The organism is Arthrobacter sp. B2I5, assembly GCF_030816735.1.
In the GTDB taxonomy this organism is placed as follows: Bacteria; Actinomycetota; Actinomycetes; order Actinomycetales; family Micrococcaceae; genus Arthrobacter.
The window spans coordinates 2,535,342-2,551,120 of sequence record NZ_JAUSYF010000001.1 but is presented as its reverse complement, the minus strand read 5'-3'; the positions used below and the strand labels follow the sequence as shown (position 1 = coordinate 2,551,120).

The 15,779-nt window shown below is 60.2% G+C and carries 20 protein-coding genes and 1 tRNA gene; 18 read left to right on the top strand and 3 right to left on the bottom strand.

Translation table 11 applies throughout. The features are described 5' to 3' along the window. Positions 1-41: 41 nt before the first annotated feature. The 6 genes from QFZ60_RS12020 to QFZ60_RS11995 all read left to right on the top strand — a co-directional run bounded on the left by QFZ60_RS12020 (position 42) and on the right by QFZ60_RS11995 (position 4,749). Positions 42-123 (top strand) — tRNA-Leu (locus QFZ60_RS12020). 87 nt (positions 124-210) lie between these two features. Continuing rightward, positions 211-1,341: a site-specific integrase gene (locus QFZ60_RS12015; protein WP_307090708.1), complete on the top strand. Its 1,131-nt coding sequence runs from the start codon at positions 211-213 to the stop codon at positions 1,339-1,341. A gap of 130 nt (positions 1,342-1,471) precedes the next feature. After that, positions 1,472-1,744: a hypothetical protein gene (locus QFZ60_RS12010; protein WP_307090707.1), complete on the top strand. Its 273-nt coding sequence runs from the start codon at positions 1,472-1,474 to the stop codon at positions 1,742-1,744. A 177-nt stretch (positions 1,745-1,921) separates the two neighbouring features. Further along, on the top strand, positions 1,922-2,674 hold the full coding sequence (locus QFZ60_RS12005; protein WP_307090706.1) for an HNH endonuclease family protein: 753 nt from the start codon (positions 1,922-1,924) through the stop codon (positions 2,672-2,674). A gap of 252 nt (positions 2,675-2,926) precedes the next feature. Then, complete coding sequence (locus QFZ60_RS12000) at positions 2,927-3,223, top strand: hypothetical protein (RefSeq protein WP_307090705.1); 297 nt, start codon at positions 2,927-2,929, stop codon at positions 3,221-3,223. Positions 3,224-4,128: 905 nt separating this feature from the next. Then, on the top strand, positions 4,129-4,749 hold the full coding sequence (locus tag QFZ60_RS11995) for a hypothetical protein (protein WP_307090704.1): 621 nt from the start codon (positions 4,129-4,131) through the stop codon (positions 4,747-4,749). 142 nt (positions 4,750-4,891) lie between these two features. Here the strand turns inward: QFZ60_RS11995 and QFZ60_RS11990 are convergent, their stop codons facing one another. After that, positions 4,892-5,236, bottom strand: a complete 345-nt coding sequence (locus QFZ60_RS11990) for a hypothetical protein (protein ID WP_307090703.1) — start codon at positions 5,234-5,236, stop codon at positions 4,892-4,894. A gap of 102 nt (positions 5,237-5,338) precedes the next feature. Here QFZ60_RS11990 and QFZ60_RS11985 point away from each other — a divergent pair, with 102 nt between their 5' ends. From QFZ60_RS11985 to QFZ60_RS11965, 5 genes are read left to right on the top strand one after another with little or no spacing between them, the layout of a single operon-like run. After that, positions 5,339-5,827, top strand: a complete 489-nt coding sequence (locus QFZ60_RS11985; RefSeq protein ID WP_307090702.1) for a hypothetical protein — start codon at positions 5,339-5,341, stop codon at positions 5,825-5,827. Further along, positions 5,824-6,861 (top strand): hypothetical protein, encoded by a 1,038-nt coding sequence (locus tag QFZ60_RS11980; protein ID WP_307090701.1) that lies wholly within the window; start codon positions 5,824-5,826, stop codon positions 6,859-6,861. The genes QFZ60_RS11985 and QFZ60_RS11980 overlap by 4 nt, the downstream gene beginning before the upstream one ends. Then, positions 6,851-7,294, top strand: coding sequence for a hypothetical protein (locus QFZ60_RS11975; protein WP_307090700.1), 444 nt, complete (start codon positions 6,851-6,853; stop codon positions 7,292-7,294). Before QFZ60_RS11980 ends, QFZ60_RS11975 begins: the two co-directional genes overlap by 11 nt. Continuing rightward, the gene (locus tag QFZ60_RS11970) at positions 7,281-8,138 is read left to right on the top strand and encodes a S9 family peptidase (RefSeq protein ID WP_307090699.1); all 858 of its coding nucleotides are present in this window, start codon (positions 7,281-7,283) and stop codon (positions 8,136-8,138) included. The genes QFZ60_RS11975 and QFZ60_RS11970 overlap by 14 nt, the downstream gene beginning before the upstream one ends. Next, positions 8,125-8,457, top strand: coding sequence for a S9 family peptidase (locus QFZ60_RS11965; RefSeq protein WP_307090698.1), 333 nt, complete (start codon positions 8,125-8,127; stop codon positions 8,455-8,457). The genes QFZ60_RS11970 and QFZ60_RS11965 overlap by 14 nt, the downstream gene beginning before the upstream one ends. On the opposite strand, the gene QFZ60_RS21690 is transcribed toward QFZ60_RS11965, so the two are convergent. Continuing rightward, on the bottom strand, positions 8,349-8,672 hold the full coding sequence (locus QFZ60_RS21690) for a helix-turn-helix domain-containing protein (RefSeq protein ID WP_373427721.1): 324 nt from the start codon (positions 8,670-8,672) through the stop codon (positions 8,349-8,351). The genes QFZ60_RS11965 and QFZ60_RS21690 overlap by 109 nt on opposite strands. Before the next feature lie 204 nt (positions 8,673-8,876). On the opposite strand from QFZ60_RS21690, the gene QFZ60_RS11960 reads away from it, so the two are divergent. Next, the gene (locus QFZ60_RS11960) at positions 8,877-9,386 is read left to right on the top strand and encodes a hypothetical protein (RefSeq protein WP_307090697.1); all 510 of its coding nucleotides are present in this window, start codon (positions 8,877-8,879) and stop codon (positions 9,384-9,386) included. A gap of 31 nt (positions 9,387-9,417) precedes the next feature. Here QFZ60_RS11960 and QFZ60_RS11955 read toward each other — a convergent pair whose 3' ends face one another. Beyond that, entirely contained in the window at positions 9,418-9,741 is a 324-nt protein-coding gene (locus QFZ60_RS11955; RefSeq protein WP_157238423.1) for a helix-turn-helix transcriptional regulator, read from the bottom strand. A 186-nt stretch (positions 9,742-9,927) separates the two neighbouring features. Between QFZ60_RS11955 and QFZ60_RS11950 the strand changes: the two genes are divergently transcribed. From QFZ60_RS11950 to QFZ60_RS11925, 6 genes are all read left to right on the top strand, one after another. Then, positions 9,928-10,827 (top strand): hypothetical protein, encoded by a 900-nt coding sequence (locus QFZ60_RS11950; RefSeq protein ID WP_307090696.1) that lies wholly within the window; start codon positions 9,928-9,930, stop codon positions 10,825-10,827. A 976-nt stretch (positions 10,828-11,803) separates the two neighbouring features. Beyond that, entirely contained in the window at positions 11,804-12,691 is an 888-nt protein-coding gene (locus tag QFZ60_RS11945; RefSeq protein WP_307090695.1) for a C40 family peptidase, read from the top strand. Positions 12,692-12,954: 263 nt separating this feature from the next. After that, positions 12,955-13,806: a hypothetical protein gene (locus QFZ60_RS11940; protein ID WP_307090694.1), complete on the top strand. Its 852-nt coding sequence runs from the start codon at positions 12,955-12,957 to the stop codon at positions 13,804-13,806. A gap of 10 nt (positions 13,807-13,816) precedes the next feature. Next, positions 13,817-13,987 carry a hypothetical protein gene (locus tag QFZ60_RS11935; RefSeq protein ID WP_166185493.1) on the top strand — a complete coding sequence of 57 codons (171 nt, stop codon included), beginning with the start codon at positions 13,817-13,819 and terminating at the stop codon, positions 13,985-13,987. 625 nt (positions 13,988-14,612) lie between these two features. Next, positions 14,613-14,981: a hypothetical protein gene (locus QFZ60_RS11930; protein WP_307090693.1), complete on the top strand. Its 369-nt coding sequence runs from the start codon at positions 14,613-14,615 to the stop codon at positions 14,979-14,981. 152 nt (positions 14,982-15,133) lie between these two features. After that, complete coding sequence (locus QFZ60_RS11925; RefSeq protein WP_307090692.1) at positions 15,134-15,778, top strand: hypothetical protein; 645 nt, start codon at positions 15,134-15,136, stop codon at positions 15,776-15,778. The last annotated feature ends 1 nt before the right edge of the window (position 15,779 follow it).

The following is a 15,779-nucleotide window of genomic DNA, read 5'->3' as shown; positions in this document are numbered from 1 at the left end:
CACAGTCAGCTGTGGGCGTACTTCGGCTTCACGTATTCCGCGCCCGAGTGGCGGAATTGGCAGACGCGCCGCACTCAAAATGCGGTATCGAAAGGTGTGTGGGTTCGAGTCCCACCTCGGGCACAGTGTTTTCGCAGGTCAAGGGCCTGTTTCCTCTTTGAGTGTTGACAAAACCGCCTAAAGTGTTGACAGCGGCGTACCGTTTTTGGTGTGGCAAGCATTCGGAAACGCACCAAAAAGGACGGCTCGTCGTCCTACATGGTCTTGTGGCGGGACCCGAAGAGCCGCGAGCAGCAGGGACTGACAGTTGCCACGGTCGTCGAAGCTGAAACCCTGAAGAGGCTTCTTGACGCCAACGGCCAGTCCTTCGAGATCGCCCAGCATGCCATTCTGTCGAATGAGAAACGCACGCCTACTGTGGCCGAAGTCATCCAGGAGCACATCGACCTGTTGATCCGCCCCTCAAGCGGAACCACGAAGACGTACCAGACCATGCTGGACCTTCATATCCGGAACGTCATCGGCCATGTACCGGTGGACAAGCTGGATTACCGTCTGATCGCACACTGGGTGAAGTCGATGATGGCCAAGGGCAAGGCGCCGAAGACCATCCATAACGTGCACGGCCTGATTTCGGCAGCCATGAATACCGCGGAGATGCTCGGCTACATCACGCGGAACCCCTGCCGCGGCGTGCAGCTTCCCGGAATTGAGAAAGCCGAGGACGAGGCAATGTTCCTGACCCATGGCGAGTTCAGCCTCATCATGGAGGGCATGGGGGAGCGGTACAAGGCTTTCACCAACTTCCTTGTCATGACCGGTACCCGCTTTGGAGAGGCCACCGCGCTGACCGTGGCGGACGTTGATCTGCTGTCCAAGCCGCCTACCGCCCGGATCAACAAGGCATGGAAGCGGGACGGCCAGAATCAGTTCTACATCGGGGCGACGAAGACAGGTGCCGGTAAGCGAACCATAGGACTCAACCCTGCCCTGGTGGAGCTGCTGATACCGCTGGTGGCGAGCCGGCCTGGTAAGGAACTTGTGTTCACCACGCCCAAGGGTGAGCGAATCATCCACAAGCTGTACTGGCACCACTACTGGGTCCCAGCCGTTCGAACGGCCCAGGCAATCGGCCTGACCAAAAACCCACGCATCCACGACCTCCGCCACACCCACGCGTCCTGGCTGATCCAGGACGGAGTGCCCTTGTTCACCATCTCGCGCCGGCTCGGGCATGCCTCGACCAGGACTACAGAGCAGGTGTACGGGCACTTGATGCCGGAGGCCCTGCAGGCTGGCGCTGACGCCACTGAACGTTCTATAACGGCCTTTCTTCGATGACGGCGGTAGTGCAAGAATCGGGCGCTTCGGATCTCTGTCCCGGTTGATTTCCAGACTCGCACTTCCGTCATGTCGATTGGTCTCCATGCGGCCATGGAAGGGGAAAGCACCCTTCCTAATTGGAGATCCCGTGGAGATCGAGTTCTTTGAACCTGCTGAAGCTGCCGCACTGATGCGCTGCACAGAGTCATGGCTCCGTGACGGCGCCACCAGTGGACGATTTCCGCACGCATGCTGGGGAAAGGGGAAGATCATCTTCACTTCCGAACACATCATGGAAATCGCAAAGTTGAGTGAGATCCTCCCCGCCACCACTGCTTCGTCGCTCTCCGCGAGTGGGCACGTGACGAAGGAACGGCTCATCGGTACCCGCTCGAAAGTTAAACTCGCCACCGCGAATTGAGCGGGGCACCAATACGCGTCGCAACTGGGTACAAACAATCGCCTCAACGAGGCGCCACACGAAGCGGACGACGTGGGCCCAGAGGAAAGGAAATGTGGCAGGCACCACGGACACGGTTACGCTCGCCAGGCATTGGTCGAAGCTAGCGTGGAACGACCGTCGAAATCCAAAAGGACCATGAAGACCACCTGTTCTCCAGCCAAAATCCTGACCGCTGTCACCGCATTGATGCTGGCGGGGTCATTAGTAGGTTGCGACGCTGCAGCTAACGCTCTTGAGGCCATTGAGTCTACTCAAGGTAGCGCTGCCGATGAGCCTGCCCCGCTCGACCCGGCGTTGGTGGGTGACGCTGCCGATGCCCTCGTCCAATTGGAAAGCATTCCTGTGAAGGGTCGCGCGCCAAAGACCGGATACACGCGCGACGAGTTTGGACCGGCATGGGCTGACGTCGACCGAAACGGCTGCGACACCCGCAATGACATTCTCGCCCGGGATCTGTCCAACGAAACGTTCAAGCCGGGCAGCAAAAACTGCGTGGTCACCGCTGGCACCCTTGCCGATAGGTACACCGGCACCATCATCAACTTCGTCCGCGGCCAGGACACCAGCTCCGAGGTGCAGATCGACCACCTCGTTCCGCTCAGCGATGCTTGGCAGAAGGGCGCACAGCAGCTCAGTGCCGACCAGCGCAAGGAACTCGCCAACGACCCGCTGAACCTCATGGCCGCCGACGGCCCCACCAATAGTGCCAAAGGCGACAAGGATGCCGCCACGTGGCTGCCGCCGAACAGTGCTTTCCGATGCGAGTACGTCGCCCGCCAAGTTGCCGTCAAAGCTCAGTACGCCCTTTGGGTCACCCAAGCCGAGCATGATGCCATGACAGGGATACTTTCGAGCTGCAAACTGATCACGGCGTCCGTACGTCGTTGACGGGTGGACCGGCCGAATTGTTGTACCTACGTTGGATGAAACGGTTCCGGCAGAAGCAGCTTGTCCTTTCTGTACGCCTCAAAGACCTACTGGCAGCTCCAGGCCGTGGTCCTCCTATCCATCTGTTCTCAGGCTTGGGCGGCCCACCGGCACGCAATCTCAGGTAGCCGAAGAGTGCCTGGCCGCGAAATCCACCGCTTACCGACCTAATAGGGCTATAGGCCAGACAGGTGCGCCCGAATATGCTTCCCCATGGGGTTCATAATTTTCATGGTCATCGTCTTCATTCTCATGTTCTGCGCGGCCGGCTGCATTGGGTTCGCGCTTTTCTTGTCCGGTGAGAAAAGTAAGAAGAAAGCCGAGGCAAACGCGCCTGAGATCTTAGACAAAGCATTCGTCGGGGAGGACGTTGCATTCAAGATCAACGATGCCTCGCCTAAGTACGAGACAGTGGTTCTCGGCGCCAAGGCCCGCAGGTACAGGTTGGCCAACGAAACGCGAGACACTGCCAGCGGTTCCTCCAAGACGCTGATCTTCGAGAAGATCTGACCCTACGCAGGAGTCTGCTTGTCAGTTTTTCCATGCTGCCCGAAATACAAGTAAACGATTCAGTTCTTAGGTGGCAGTAGGAGAGCGCGGTGGCACCCTTGACAAGCTAATCCCTTCGAAGGCACGCGCTGCTGGTACCGCGACACGCCGACACAAAAAATTGTTTTGAGCTGATTTTCTGGAAACCCCTGGGGGAAATATAGGGAAAGCTGCTCCGCCCTCTCAATGTCCGTTTGGCGCACAGAATGTTCCATATGGAGTCCGGCGAGCCCATATAGAATATTTGAACCTATACAGGGCACCTCGTTCGCAGCCAGGCTTTCCCTAATGTTGACGGGATCCCCCAGGGATTGGGGCCGCTTGGCCCCGTTTTCCGGAATGACCATACGGGTCTCGTCGTACTGGACCGTTAGCCTTTTAACGTAAGCGGCAGGGCCCCCCGAGTCGGCAAACTTTCAGGGGCCCTGCCATTAGGAAACGATCAGCGCGTGCTGGTGCGTTCCGTGCCTAATGCTACCCATCCCTGGCACGGAACGCACTCAGCCGCGCGGGAAGTCTGTGCAAATGGCGAAGCGAAACAGCCCACACCGGCCCTGTCAATGTCGTCACTGCAGGTCCGCCCTGCCAAGGATTCTTCATCCCTGGGCGGCGCCGGCCGCGGCCGCCATCATTGAGCTTGTAAAGGCGCTGATGAGGGCCTAGACAAAAAGGTGCCCCTCCGGGCCTCCCTGCCGCGGAGGGGCCCCTTTCCGGGCTCGCCTGCTTCCCGCTAACAGCCCGTTCTCAGTCCACCTCTCGGTGGCACCAGGACGGCAAGGGCCCCGCGCTTGGGCATCTCTTCCGAACTCCAGTGCATCCACCGCTTACCCACAGAAATCCGGCGCAACCACTGTCATGATGGACCAATGAGTGCATCCATCAAGGTTCCCTACACAGAATCCCGGACCGGGGAGTGGGAGGGAGTGCGGAAGGTATACAAGCCGTCGGTGCCCGGGCCTGACGTTCTCCGGGCCTTGCATTGGTCCCGTCATGCTCTTGGTGAGGCGTATGGCCGCTGCACCGGCAGCCAAAATGATGCACAAAAAACTTGGACGGCAGCCGTTGAAGGTGTCTGGTGGGCACTCGCCTTGGACGAAGAGCTCAAGGAGCAGATGCCAGTGATTTACCCGGAGGCGCGAGCTCAGGACCCGTACGGCCAGACTGTGAGTGGGTTTCGGTGGCTGCGTAACCGGCACGCCCACGAGATTCTCGTGACTGGGCAGGGAGGCCCGAAGAAGGACTTTTTCGCTAAACCCGGCGATGACTACATGTTCTACATCAGTACTTCGAACCGCTGGAAGAGACGCGATGATATAGCACCTCGCCGGGAGAAGATCGACGAAATAGCCCAGGAGCGTTACGACAGCCACGTAGCTGGTTGGCCCTTGGATATGACACTATCCAGGGCTAGTACCTGGTTCGACAGGGTATTCAGTGCGTGTGGTTATCCGCCCGTTGATGAGATGGTCGACAAGACGGTCCTCTAAGCAATGGCATAGGTGAGGCCCCGTGGCATTGGGGGTAGCCACGGAGCCTCTTGACGGCCCGCCCAGATGGGGGAAAATGGGCAGCCGCCTCAACAAAGTTACTGGCCGGTCAAGTTCCGTGCAAACCAAACGTTCCCGGAGCTCAGCCGACAGGGATGCCAGCGTGCAGGTGGCGTTCCAGAAAGCGTTCTAACCCATGCAACTCGTCGAAGAAGACAACCTCCCCGACAGTTGATATTTCCTCCCCCATGGCCTTGTCCCAGGTTTGTTTGACTCCGATCGCAACTGCGATTCGAGATTCCTGCGGTGCCTCGGCAAAGCTGAACAAGTAAGCAGCGTTCGATTTGGTCCTCACGCTGCTGCTTATCGGTGCCACCAATTGCTTGGACGATTGTCGGGCCAGAACCCGACCAATGAATTGCTGCGGTGACCTGTCTTTTTCGTCCAGACATAAGCCATACTTCTGGTGCCTATCAGCTCTGGACATGTCCAGAGCGGGGGCGTTCAATTGAAGGTGGAGCGCTTGGCGCCACCGGTGGCAGCTATCAATGGAAGCCACGCTTGCTGTCCGCTGCAAGGAGGGGGCGGTATGGGCCAGCAAAAATCGCAAGAACAGGGGCCAGCTCAGGTTGCGGCGGAGGCTTTCTTATCACTGCGGCTACCGAGCCACCTATCGCTGGAGAAGCTCATCGCAATCGTGGCCGCCCGACGTCGGCGTCGAATCGAGATCGAGGCCACGACGATCCTCAACGGCACGTCCGTCTGCGGTCTCTGGTTGTCGACGGATAGTCGGGAAATCATTCTGCACGCCGTCACGGACTCGGCACTCCATAGGCAGCAGTTCATCCTTCATGAACTTGGGCATATGATCCTGCGCCACGATGAGTTGGGGATCTCCTCCGACTATGCAGGCAGCCTCTTCCCCAATCTTGACGGAGAGATGGTGTCACGAGCTTTGGCGCGGAGCAGCTTCGTCGACGATCTGGAGGCCGCAGCTGAGACTCTCGCAGATCTTCTTGCCGGCGCTATCCGCGACAGCACCATGGAGCCAAGGTCTTTTGAACAGGTTTTCGGGTGATCCAGGCAGTCGCGGCTGCGGTCATTTGGGGCCTTGTTCTGTGCTTGCTGCCCGGCGCGCGTACCAGGAAAGACCACAGCATCCTCGTTGCCGCCGTTGCGATTGCAACCGCGCTCTCCTTGAATGTCGATCCAATCTATCTCGTGGGTGATCGAGCCCTTGGCGGCCACAACCTCCTGGATCTTCTCGCGAACATTTTGATGGTCGTGGGAATCTACTTTCTTTCGCAGGCAATCCTCCGGGCTGCAGAGCTCAACGATGCATCGGTGCGCAGAGACCGTCGCGGCCTCCTAATCTTGGCTCTAGTCTCCGTGGGGCTGGTCCTCGCATTCCTCCTCATCGAAGCACCCGTATCCTCAACGAAATTCATGTTGGATTACGGGGACCAGCCTGCTGCCGCCCTCTATTCCGCCATCCAGTTCGTCTACATCGGGGCGGTTGTCGGCGTCACCGGATACGTGTGCTTCAGATTCCGACGGCGGATGGCCGCCTCCTACTTTCGCGTCGCCTTCACCCTTATCGGCATTGGCTGCTTCCTGGCTCTCGTCGTAGTGTTCTCAGTCTTGGGAATGGACCTAGCCCATCTTCTCGGAGACCAGTCGACAATGCTGCAGTTGGCGGCTATCTACGACACCAGTTTTGTTGGGGCGATGTTCTTCCTGTGCGCTGGACTGGCTATGCCACCAGTAGCACGCCGGATCGTTCAGCGAACGCAACATATGACCCAGGCTGGCTTACTCGAAGACCTCACATCCACTTGGGAGAAGGCGACAGCTACACGCAAGGATGGACGCCTGGCGACGCCCGCTGGAGTCATCGAACGGGGAGACCCAGAGACGCGGAGGCTTCATCGGATGCTCGTCGAGATCGAGGATGCTCTCCTGATGGATCCCGCTGCTGCTAAGTTGCTGGATGAAGCTGATTTTCAAACATTGACTCGAACAGAGACCTACCTCGCTTCCCATAGGGACACGCAGGGTGCTCGATTGGGCAGTGCGCGATGGGGGAGGGGGAAGAACCCAAGTGGCAGATGATGCCGTGGAACCCCCGGACTCGCCGCAGGCCAGGCTCGCTCGCAAGATCAATCTCTTGCTGGATTTGTATGAGTCCCGAGGAACAGGGCCCTTGTCCTACAAGGAAGTCAGCGAAGCAATGTCCCAACATGGCACGCCGTTGTCGCGGTCAAGATGGGCTTACATGCGAAGCGGTGACAGCTCCCTGGCTATGGACCAGGATCTGCTGCAGAACCTCGCGGCATTCTTCGGCGTGGATCGCCGGTACCTTTTGGATGACTCAACAGAGATACCCGAACTAGTGGAAGCCCAGATCAACCTCCTAAGGTCGATGCGGGAGGCTCGCGTGAAAAATTTCGCAGCAAGGCAACTGCAGGACTTGTCTCCCGAAACGCTGGCGCGACTTACGGACGTCATTGACAAGCATGTCAGGAGCGAAGATGAAGACTCCTAGAACGCTGCGCTTTCTCACCATTGCAGCCGTATGCGCATCTTCAGTGACGTTTTTGGGAGCTGCCTACTTTGCGCGTCGGGTGGTTGTGCCAAGCACTTCACGTCGGGAGGATCTTTCCATCAGGAAAGTCTTCTCCGGCGAGGATGGATCCCTGAGGATCGAACTGCCAGCGACCCCGTTAACGAGAGCGCCAGGCCGATACAGCTTGTGGTTCGGCAACGGCAAGGGCCACGCCTGCATAGGGGCTGTAATAGCCGAGGACACCAACGCGGAAGCGGTGACTCGTCTCGTGGAACGAGTCGACTCCGGTGACCTGCACGCTGCTGCCGCCGGCATCTGGAGTGGGTACGCGTACTCCAAACCAGAGCAACTGGGCCTGCCTTTTGAAGACGTGGAGATTCAGGTCGACGGCGGCACGGCGCCTGCATGGAAATTCACGCCGACCGCCGCCGGTCCGGTGTCGTCGACATGGGCCATCCACGCGCATGGAATGGGTGGAAAACGGGCCGGCGCCCTTCGCGGTGTTCCTGTTGCGAGAAGACTCGGCATCACATCGCTGGTCGTGTCGTTCCGGAACGACGGCGAAGCGCCGCCGTCGAAGGATTCCCGGTACTCATTGGGCCAGAATGAGTGGTTGGATGTGGAAGCGGCCATCAACTATGCGGTGGACCACGGCGCCGAGCGGATCGTATTGTTCGGTTGGTCTCTGGGCGGTTCGATGGCCCTGCGTGCAGCAGATCTTTCAGCCCACTCTGATCGGATCATCGGACTGGTGCTCGTGGCTCCCGTCCTGGATTGGGCCGAGACTCTAACGTCTAACGGGAGCGCAAGTGGGTTTGCCTGAAGCTATCGCCAGGGCTGGGCTGCGTATGTTGGCCTCGGATGTAGGCCGCTGGGTCACCGGTCTCAAGCAATCCATTGACCTCTCCGCGCTGGACTGGGTTACCCGCGCCGGGGACCTCAAGACACCGACCCTCATATTGCACGGGATCGACGACAAATCGACACCGGTCGCAGCCTCTGAACGATTCGCAGAGCTACGACCCGACCTCGTTCAGTTGGTTCGCTTCGATGTTCCGGGGCATTCGCTCGAGTGGAACGCTGATACCGAGAAGTGGGAGTCGTCCGTGACGCGGTTCCTGAAGTCGCTGCCCGCTGACTGAAACGTGGCCGCAAGGTCCGCAAGCTCCCTTTCGACCATATCCGGCCGCGCTTTATACTTTCCCGAACCGAGGATGACTAGGCCTGCCTCGCACAGAAGACTGAGGTGTTTGCGTACAGAGGCAGCAGATACGGTGAGGGCTGCGGCGACCTCCCGGCAGGTCGCCGGGCCATGGATGATCAAATAGCGAATGAGGCGGCTTCGCGTCTGGTTCATCAAGATGTTCGCCATGGAGACCACCAGGTGACGAGGGAATCTCTTGTCGCCCGCTGTAGACGGGTCTACAGCAGAACGATACGCTCATCCAGATACGGATGGAAGGACGAAGCCCCGCTTATTGCATGTGGCGTTGGCCAAGGCAATACTGGGCACAATTAGTGACTCGCTGACGATAGTCATGTCTGACCTGGGAGGTGAAGCGTGTCTGGAGGCGATGAAGGTCTCGAAGGCGCGGAACTGTCTCCCCAAGCCGAACTTGCACGCCGCCTCAACCTGCTGCTTGACGTCGTCGTTGCAGAGCGAGGACAACCCGTCACGTTCCGCGAAGTCCAGCAGAAGCTGGCGGAGAAGGGCATCAAGCTTTCCAGAGCCCGCTGGTTCTACATGAAAGACGGCACAGGCAGGCTGGTGAGCGACCCCGCGCTGCTAGGCGCCCTGTGCGACATCTTCAACGTGGATCCGGCATATTTGCTAGGTAGCGACGACGCAAGCCTTCCCGAGCGCATTGATTCCCAGCTTGAGTTTGTGAAATCGCTCCGCGCTGCGAGGGTGAAGACTTTCGCGGCTCGGACCCTTGGTGACGTGTCGCCCGAGACACTTCGGGCGATCACAGAGTACTTGAATAAGGACATCAGCCGCCGGCCAGAAGGGGAGAGGGCCGAGGCCCGTCCGCAGTTGGACGCGGATGAGGGGCCGGGGCGCGCAGACTAAACGTCTGGCTCATCTTTCCAACCCACTGCCGCTACTTTTCCAGCAAGTACTTAAGGTGAGCGTCGAGCAGTTCCTTGATCCGGACAGGGTTCGCCGAATACCGCGGTGACCGTCCGTGCCTACGTCCAGGCTCGACGTCGACCATCACCACGCCTGCCTCTTCGAGCGCGGCCAGATGCTTCGCGACGCTGGGATCGCCCGCGCTGACAGCAGCGACGATGTCTCCGCGCGTCGCAGGCCCAGTGGCTGTGAGGAATCGAAGGATTTCGTTTCGGGCCCGATTGCCGAAGGTTGCGACGGCAGCCTCGACGTCGGCCGACCAGGCGGCGTCGTGGGGCTGCGTAATTCTCGGCATACGGCCATTCTTCCCGAAGGCATCGCAAAAAGTAAGAACAGCACTCTTGACGATACTTTAATTATCTTCGACAATAATTCCTGTAGCTTCTTCTGATCGTTGTTGGATCTCCGCATCCACTAACTGGGGTGGCCGTTTGGGCGACTCTGCGAACTACTCGATCTGAACAGTCAAAGCGGTGAAGCCATGGAAATTGAAGCCAAGGCGTATCAATCTACAAAGGGGCCAGAGACGGTCGCTGACGTTGACGTCTCGTTGCGAAGCGCACCTCCGCCGGGAGAACCCGTCATCCAGATCGACCGGATCATGGTCGCGGTCGATGCGGTGCACCGTTACGTCGTTTCCCGCCTCACGCGAATTGGGCGGTCCTGCGATGTGGACGACGTTATGCAGGACATCCGGGTCGCCGTGTGGGACGGGGTTGCGCGGGGACGCTACCGGGAGCTGCCCGGCATTCCGTTTGAAGCGTGGGTCCAAGGTGTCTGCAACAAGATCTGCGCCGCCCATATCCGGCGCGAGCTTAGCCATCAGACGTTGCCCTTGCTTGTTGACTTCACGACGACGGAAAGCTCACCGGAGCTTCTTGCTGTCGTCCAGGCCGGGGCGTCAGGAAACGACGTCGAGAACTATGTTGATCAGGCCTGGGCACACGCCATGCTGGGCCTGGTCCAGCGCAGCGTCAGTGAGGAAATCTGGAGGCTTGCCGTATCCAGCCTCACGGGGCCGAGGCATTACGGACCTCCGTCTCCCAAGGACCGGCGTCGGTGGCATGCCGTAACCGTCGTTCGGCAGACGGCCAAAACGATCAACACGGCATTGAACTGCCACCCCGAACCCGGATTGGGCGTCGACGATCTCTGCCGGTGCGCTGCCAACTGCCTTCCCACAAACGTCCTCAGGAGCGTCGCGGAAACCATAGTCCGTCCGGGTCTGCGAGGACTGGATAGGTCCGTTCAGATGGCTGCTCTGGCCTGTGAGCTCGGCGTCACTGAGAGGTACATCGCGGTGAATATCGGATTTGCCCGGCAGTTGTACCAGGCAGCGTGGCGCGTGCTTCAGCACGAAGTGAACAGACCGGCTCCGTAGGTCTTGAGTTTCGGATATCGGTTTGGGCGATGAATTGGTTCCGTAGAGTTGGCCGCCGGGAGCGGCTGGCGGCAGGGCTGGTTGCCCTGCTCATGATTAGTGCAGTCTTTCTATTTTGGCCTGCCGATAGCCCCAGCGGATCGGTCCAGCCGACCACGTCCGCTGCCGCGCCTTCAACGGCGAAGCCAGCAGGCTCTGCCACTGCACCAGGCGGTAAGTCCGGTGTTCCTGACGAGCCGGTCGTTACGGCGGAAGCAGCGTCGGATGGTTTGCCTCGTACCCGCGATTACCGGGCGCTCGCTGTCGCGGTAGCAAAAGGAGTCTATAGCTGGGACAGCCGTTCGTCGTCGTACTCGGATGTGTATGCCAAAGTGCGGTCCTGGTGGGAGTTGCTGCCTGATGGATCGAATCCCTTATCTGTGCTGGTTCGAGAGTTTGAAGGGACCGGCGTGACAGCGGGGACGTTCACCGCCCTAACAGATCAGTCCGCTCGCCGAAGCAGCACCGCTGAGTCCCTGCGTTGCGATCTCGAGTTGGCCAAAGTCCAGGAGTATCCGGCTCCGTGGGAGGGCCTTCACGTATGCACGGTGACGGTGCAAGTTGTGGAGGAGTCTAGTACCGGCAGAGGTGCCTATGCGGCACCCGTCACGGTGATGGTCAACTGTCCTCCTGCCACCACCGCTCCAACTGGACGCTGCGCCATGGTCGCCTTTTACGCGACAGCAGAGAGGATCGTCTACTAGTGGCTGGACTCGAAGCCGTCGCAGTCCTCATTCGGCGCCGGGCATTAGTGAAGCTCGTATCGGCCGCTGCTTTCCTCGCTCTGCTAGTTGGCGCCATGGCATTTGCCGGAGGCGTGGCGGCGTTAACCGGTGTGGCGCGCCAATCTGAAGTTGCATGTACGCAAGTGGGATCCCGGATGGTCAATTCACCTGGCGTGGCTGGCACTGGCTTGGAAGTTCGGAATGCTGGGCGCTTGCTTTACGCGCTGACGCCTCGGCAGGAGAGCGTTGCAGGGACATACATTGCGGTCGGCAAGCAGCTTGGAATACCGCGCTCCGGGCAGGTCATCGCCATTATGATGGCGCTGCAGGAATCAAGCCTGCGCATGCTCGCGAACCCCAGCGTGCCGGCTTCCCTACAGTTTCGCAATGATGGCGTTGGGCGTGACCACGACTCGATCGGTTCGGCCCAACAGCGTCCAGCGGCAGGCTGGGGGACCGTTGAGCAGCTGATGGACGCCTCTTACAACGCGCGTGCCTTCTTTGGCGGGCCGTCGGGACCGAATCGCGGCAGTCCTCGAGGACTGCTGGACATTCCTGGGTGGCAGGCAATGGACAAGGGACTGGCTGCCCAAGCCGTCCAGGTGTCTGCTTTTCCTGAACTGTATGCGCGTTGGGAACCGGCGGCCTCGGCAATCGTGGCTGGGCTTGAGGGTGGCACTGCTCCTGCCTCCTGTTCCACCTCACCGGCAGGGCCGCGGTCCGCGGGATCAACAGCCAATTTGAGCCAGCTACGGCAGGACATTCTGAGGTTTACGCAGGAAGGTCTGGGCGGGCGATACGTCTGGGGCGGCACTGCTTTCAAAGCGTGGGACTGCTCCGGCTATGTGCAGTGGATTTATCGACAAGCCGGGATCGAACTACCGAGAGTGGAACAGTGGCGCGTTGGTGTCCGGACAAATGATCCACAACCAGGAGACCTTGTGGTTCAAAATCCACAGGGGCCCGATAACTGGGGCCACGTCGGTATTTACGCGGGCGACGGCATGATGTGGAGTGCGCTGAACCCGGTTGCCGGGACTTTGCTGCATCCCGTGAGCTGGAACCCCGGTGCTGCCTATTTCGACCTGTTGGAGCGCTGAAGGCGCATATCAGGTTTGCTGCGAGTTCTCCGGCAGGGAAGAGACAAATCAGCCGCCAAGCCAGGGCATTCTTGTGGACTCGAACGTGAGTTGGCGCGAGCGGGGAACAGCCGGCGGAGTGTAGCCTCGGCAAGACTCGGGAAAATTTGCCGGCGCGTTCCTGATAAGTGCGCTTATCGGGCCATGGAGGGAGGTACCCGTAGCGTGACACGCTGACTGTTCTGACGGGCCCCTCCGACGGCGACGGTGGGAGAATCAGGAGGATGACGACGGCGCTTCCTGACCTCTGGACCGACTGGTGCTTGGTCACGGGTGTGCCTGCCGGGAGGATCGACGAGGCCTCAATCTCTCGTTTTGTGCAGCAGGTACAGCCGTCCCGGGCTGTGCTCTCGACACTGCGCCGGCGGCTGGCTCCCAAAGGCCCTGCAGCCCCCGCGTGGCCGCGCGATCACCGTGAGGACACCAGTTCCCTGCAGCGGCTGATCCGACGCGGTGCGGCAATCATCCAGCACCCAGGCACCCACTGGGTCTTCCGGCTGCGGCTGCGCCGGATGCTGTTCGCCGCGGTACTCCTCGCACCGCCCTCCCAGGGAGGCCTCGGGCTGGACAGGTCAGGTGCGCTGGAGATGAGGCCGGACGGGATGCGGCGACTGCGCCCCAGGGTCGGCGTCGCCGAGGACCCCGCCTCCTGCCCCTCGTGCGCCACCTGGTCGTGGCTCGATGTGATCGGGACCAACAGCGGGTGGTCGCACGGTTCCGTCCGGGCCCTGGGGCACCGCCTCGACGAAGAAGGAACCGCTCACCGGCACCTGCAGCCGGACCCGAACCCGGACTGGCACCTTTGCCTCGGCATGCTGCCCGCCGTCGACCGCTGGGGATGGATCGACAGCTACCGCTCCATGCACCCCTCGTCGCTGTCGGCGGTCATCAGTGCCATGACCCTGCTGCTCGACGGTCCGGAGCCAGCGCCTGCTCCGGTGCCTGCCGCAGCTCCGATGCAGGCCAGCCCCCGGCGGCAGATGTCACATGAAGAGGAAGAGCAGATCCTCAAGCGCGCCGACGAACTCACCGCGCGCGTCGAGGCGATCCTTCGCGAGTTCGATACCGGCCGATAAAGTCGTGTGTATGGGATTCAACTGGGAGCAGGTCCTCGGGACCAAGGGTGCAGGCCTCTCCGACACCTACGACCAGAGCGCCTCGGACGCGCTGTACCAGGACCACCCGGGCGCGGCTCCGCCAGCAAGTCCGGAAGACCCGGGCGATGAGGTCGTCCGCCTGCCGTTCGACGAGAGCTGAGCCTCCAAAACTCCCATGCCGGGATGTCCGTTTGAGACATAACCCCATGTCAGGCCGCATGCACGCTTAGGTGTGCACTCCCCCGGGTCTGTGTCCTTAACCGTGTATTCGTGAGGAGGCATCCAAGCGATGGCCGACTTGCCGTCAAACCTGGCGGTATTCATCGCACGGATGCAGCGCCTGCCCGAGCCTGGCTCCGAGCTGCTGCCCGGGTTCGCCGTGGGCGACGTGTGAGCGGTGGGCGCGGCCCTCGACGCGGGGATGAAGGCCAGCGGGCTAAGCATCTCACCGCGGTCTCTGGTCTTCAGATGCTCCTGAACTCCATCAGCCCTGGGACTCGGCCCGTTCTTCCGCGCGCCTGCATCGACCCCGAATGCCTCTAGGACGACCGGGCCTACAAGGGGAGAAGGTCTTCGCCCTCACGTGTCAGGTTGAGTTCTATGACTCACTCGTGACCTTCTCAGGAAAGAAGAAATGGACTGTGACAGCCGGCACCCACAACCCATACGCCAAAAGATGTGCCTCTACCATATTGCCGTAAGGAAAACGTGACCAGCCCTAATGTTGTGGCGCCTTTTCACAAGGCATACTCTTTGAGCCTGATAGGGAATTGGGGTGCGGTCGAATGGCCGAAAAAATCAGACTGTCATTATTTGCCGTTACGCTACTGGCCGTTCTGAATGCCTGCGCAGCTCCTGCCACGCCGACGGTCGAAGCCTCCCCGGAAGCACCGCCCCCTACTGCCTCCACCATGCCGATGATGCTTTACACTCACTGCGGGATTGAGGAATTGCGGGTCGTCGACACGTTCTTCACTGCCGAAACTCCTTTAAACGACGGTCAGGGCAATCCCCCTCCGGGATGGGGGAACCCGTATCAGGCTGGCACCGTGACCGTGGCCGGTTCAGAGGCGGTCTTTCGGGATGATAATGGCCACGTCGTAACCTTCCATGCTCGCCCCGGTGCCACAAGCTTTCTCAAGATCTGTTCCTGACGGTCGAGAGATACCATCGGTAAGATCCTCGCCCGGACGCTTGGGGAAGTCCGTTGAGCAGCTACACTGGGCCCAAGGACGGATTGGGGGATCCAGGGTGGCATGCCGCTATTCCGCTGGTCGGTCGCAGCTAGCGAACCAAAGGAACGACCATGAACTTCTTCCAGGATTACCCGATCCCGGCGCCCCCTCCCCGTCGGAGGGCACCTCAGTTCACACCGCCTCCTTGGGCGGCGCCTCCGCGCTTCGAGTTGCCAGCCATCGTTTCTATCGGTGAATTCATCTACAAATCGCCGGCCTTTGTTTTGGCCGTCGAAGCAGCCAAGGTCTACTCCACCGGGTGCATCTTTGACGTGAATTGGATGCTGCGCCGAACTGATCAGGAGGACCGGAAGTGGGCGGAAATGAACGCCGTCTTCCACCACCCGGCACCGCAACTAACTGACAGAGGGATTGCAGTCGATTCTGTCCTCCTATTCGGTGCGCAGTTCCAGGACGGCGTCAAAGCCATCAGTTCATCCCTTTCGATGTACGCGCCACACAAGCCAATGGATCAGGAGCCCGACGGTCCGGTCTTCGAATACCGACCCAAGGGCGGCAACGCCGGGGAAGACGACATGTCCGCAAACGGTGCACTCTGGCTATGGCCGCTCCCGCCGGCCGGGGACCTGCGCCTAGTCGCTCAGTGGACCGAGATGGGCATGGGTGAAAGCTCGATCACCGTCGACGGTACCCAAGTCCGGGATGCCGCAGCAGGCGTCAAGAGGTACTGGCCGACTGAGACCGGACATGAATAGT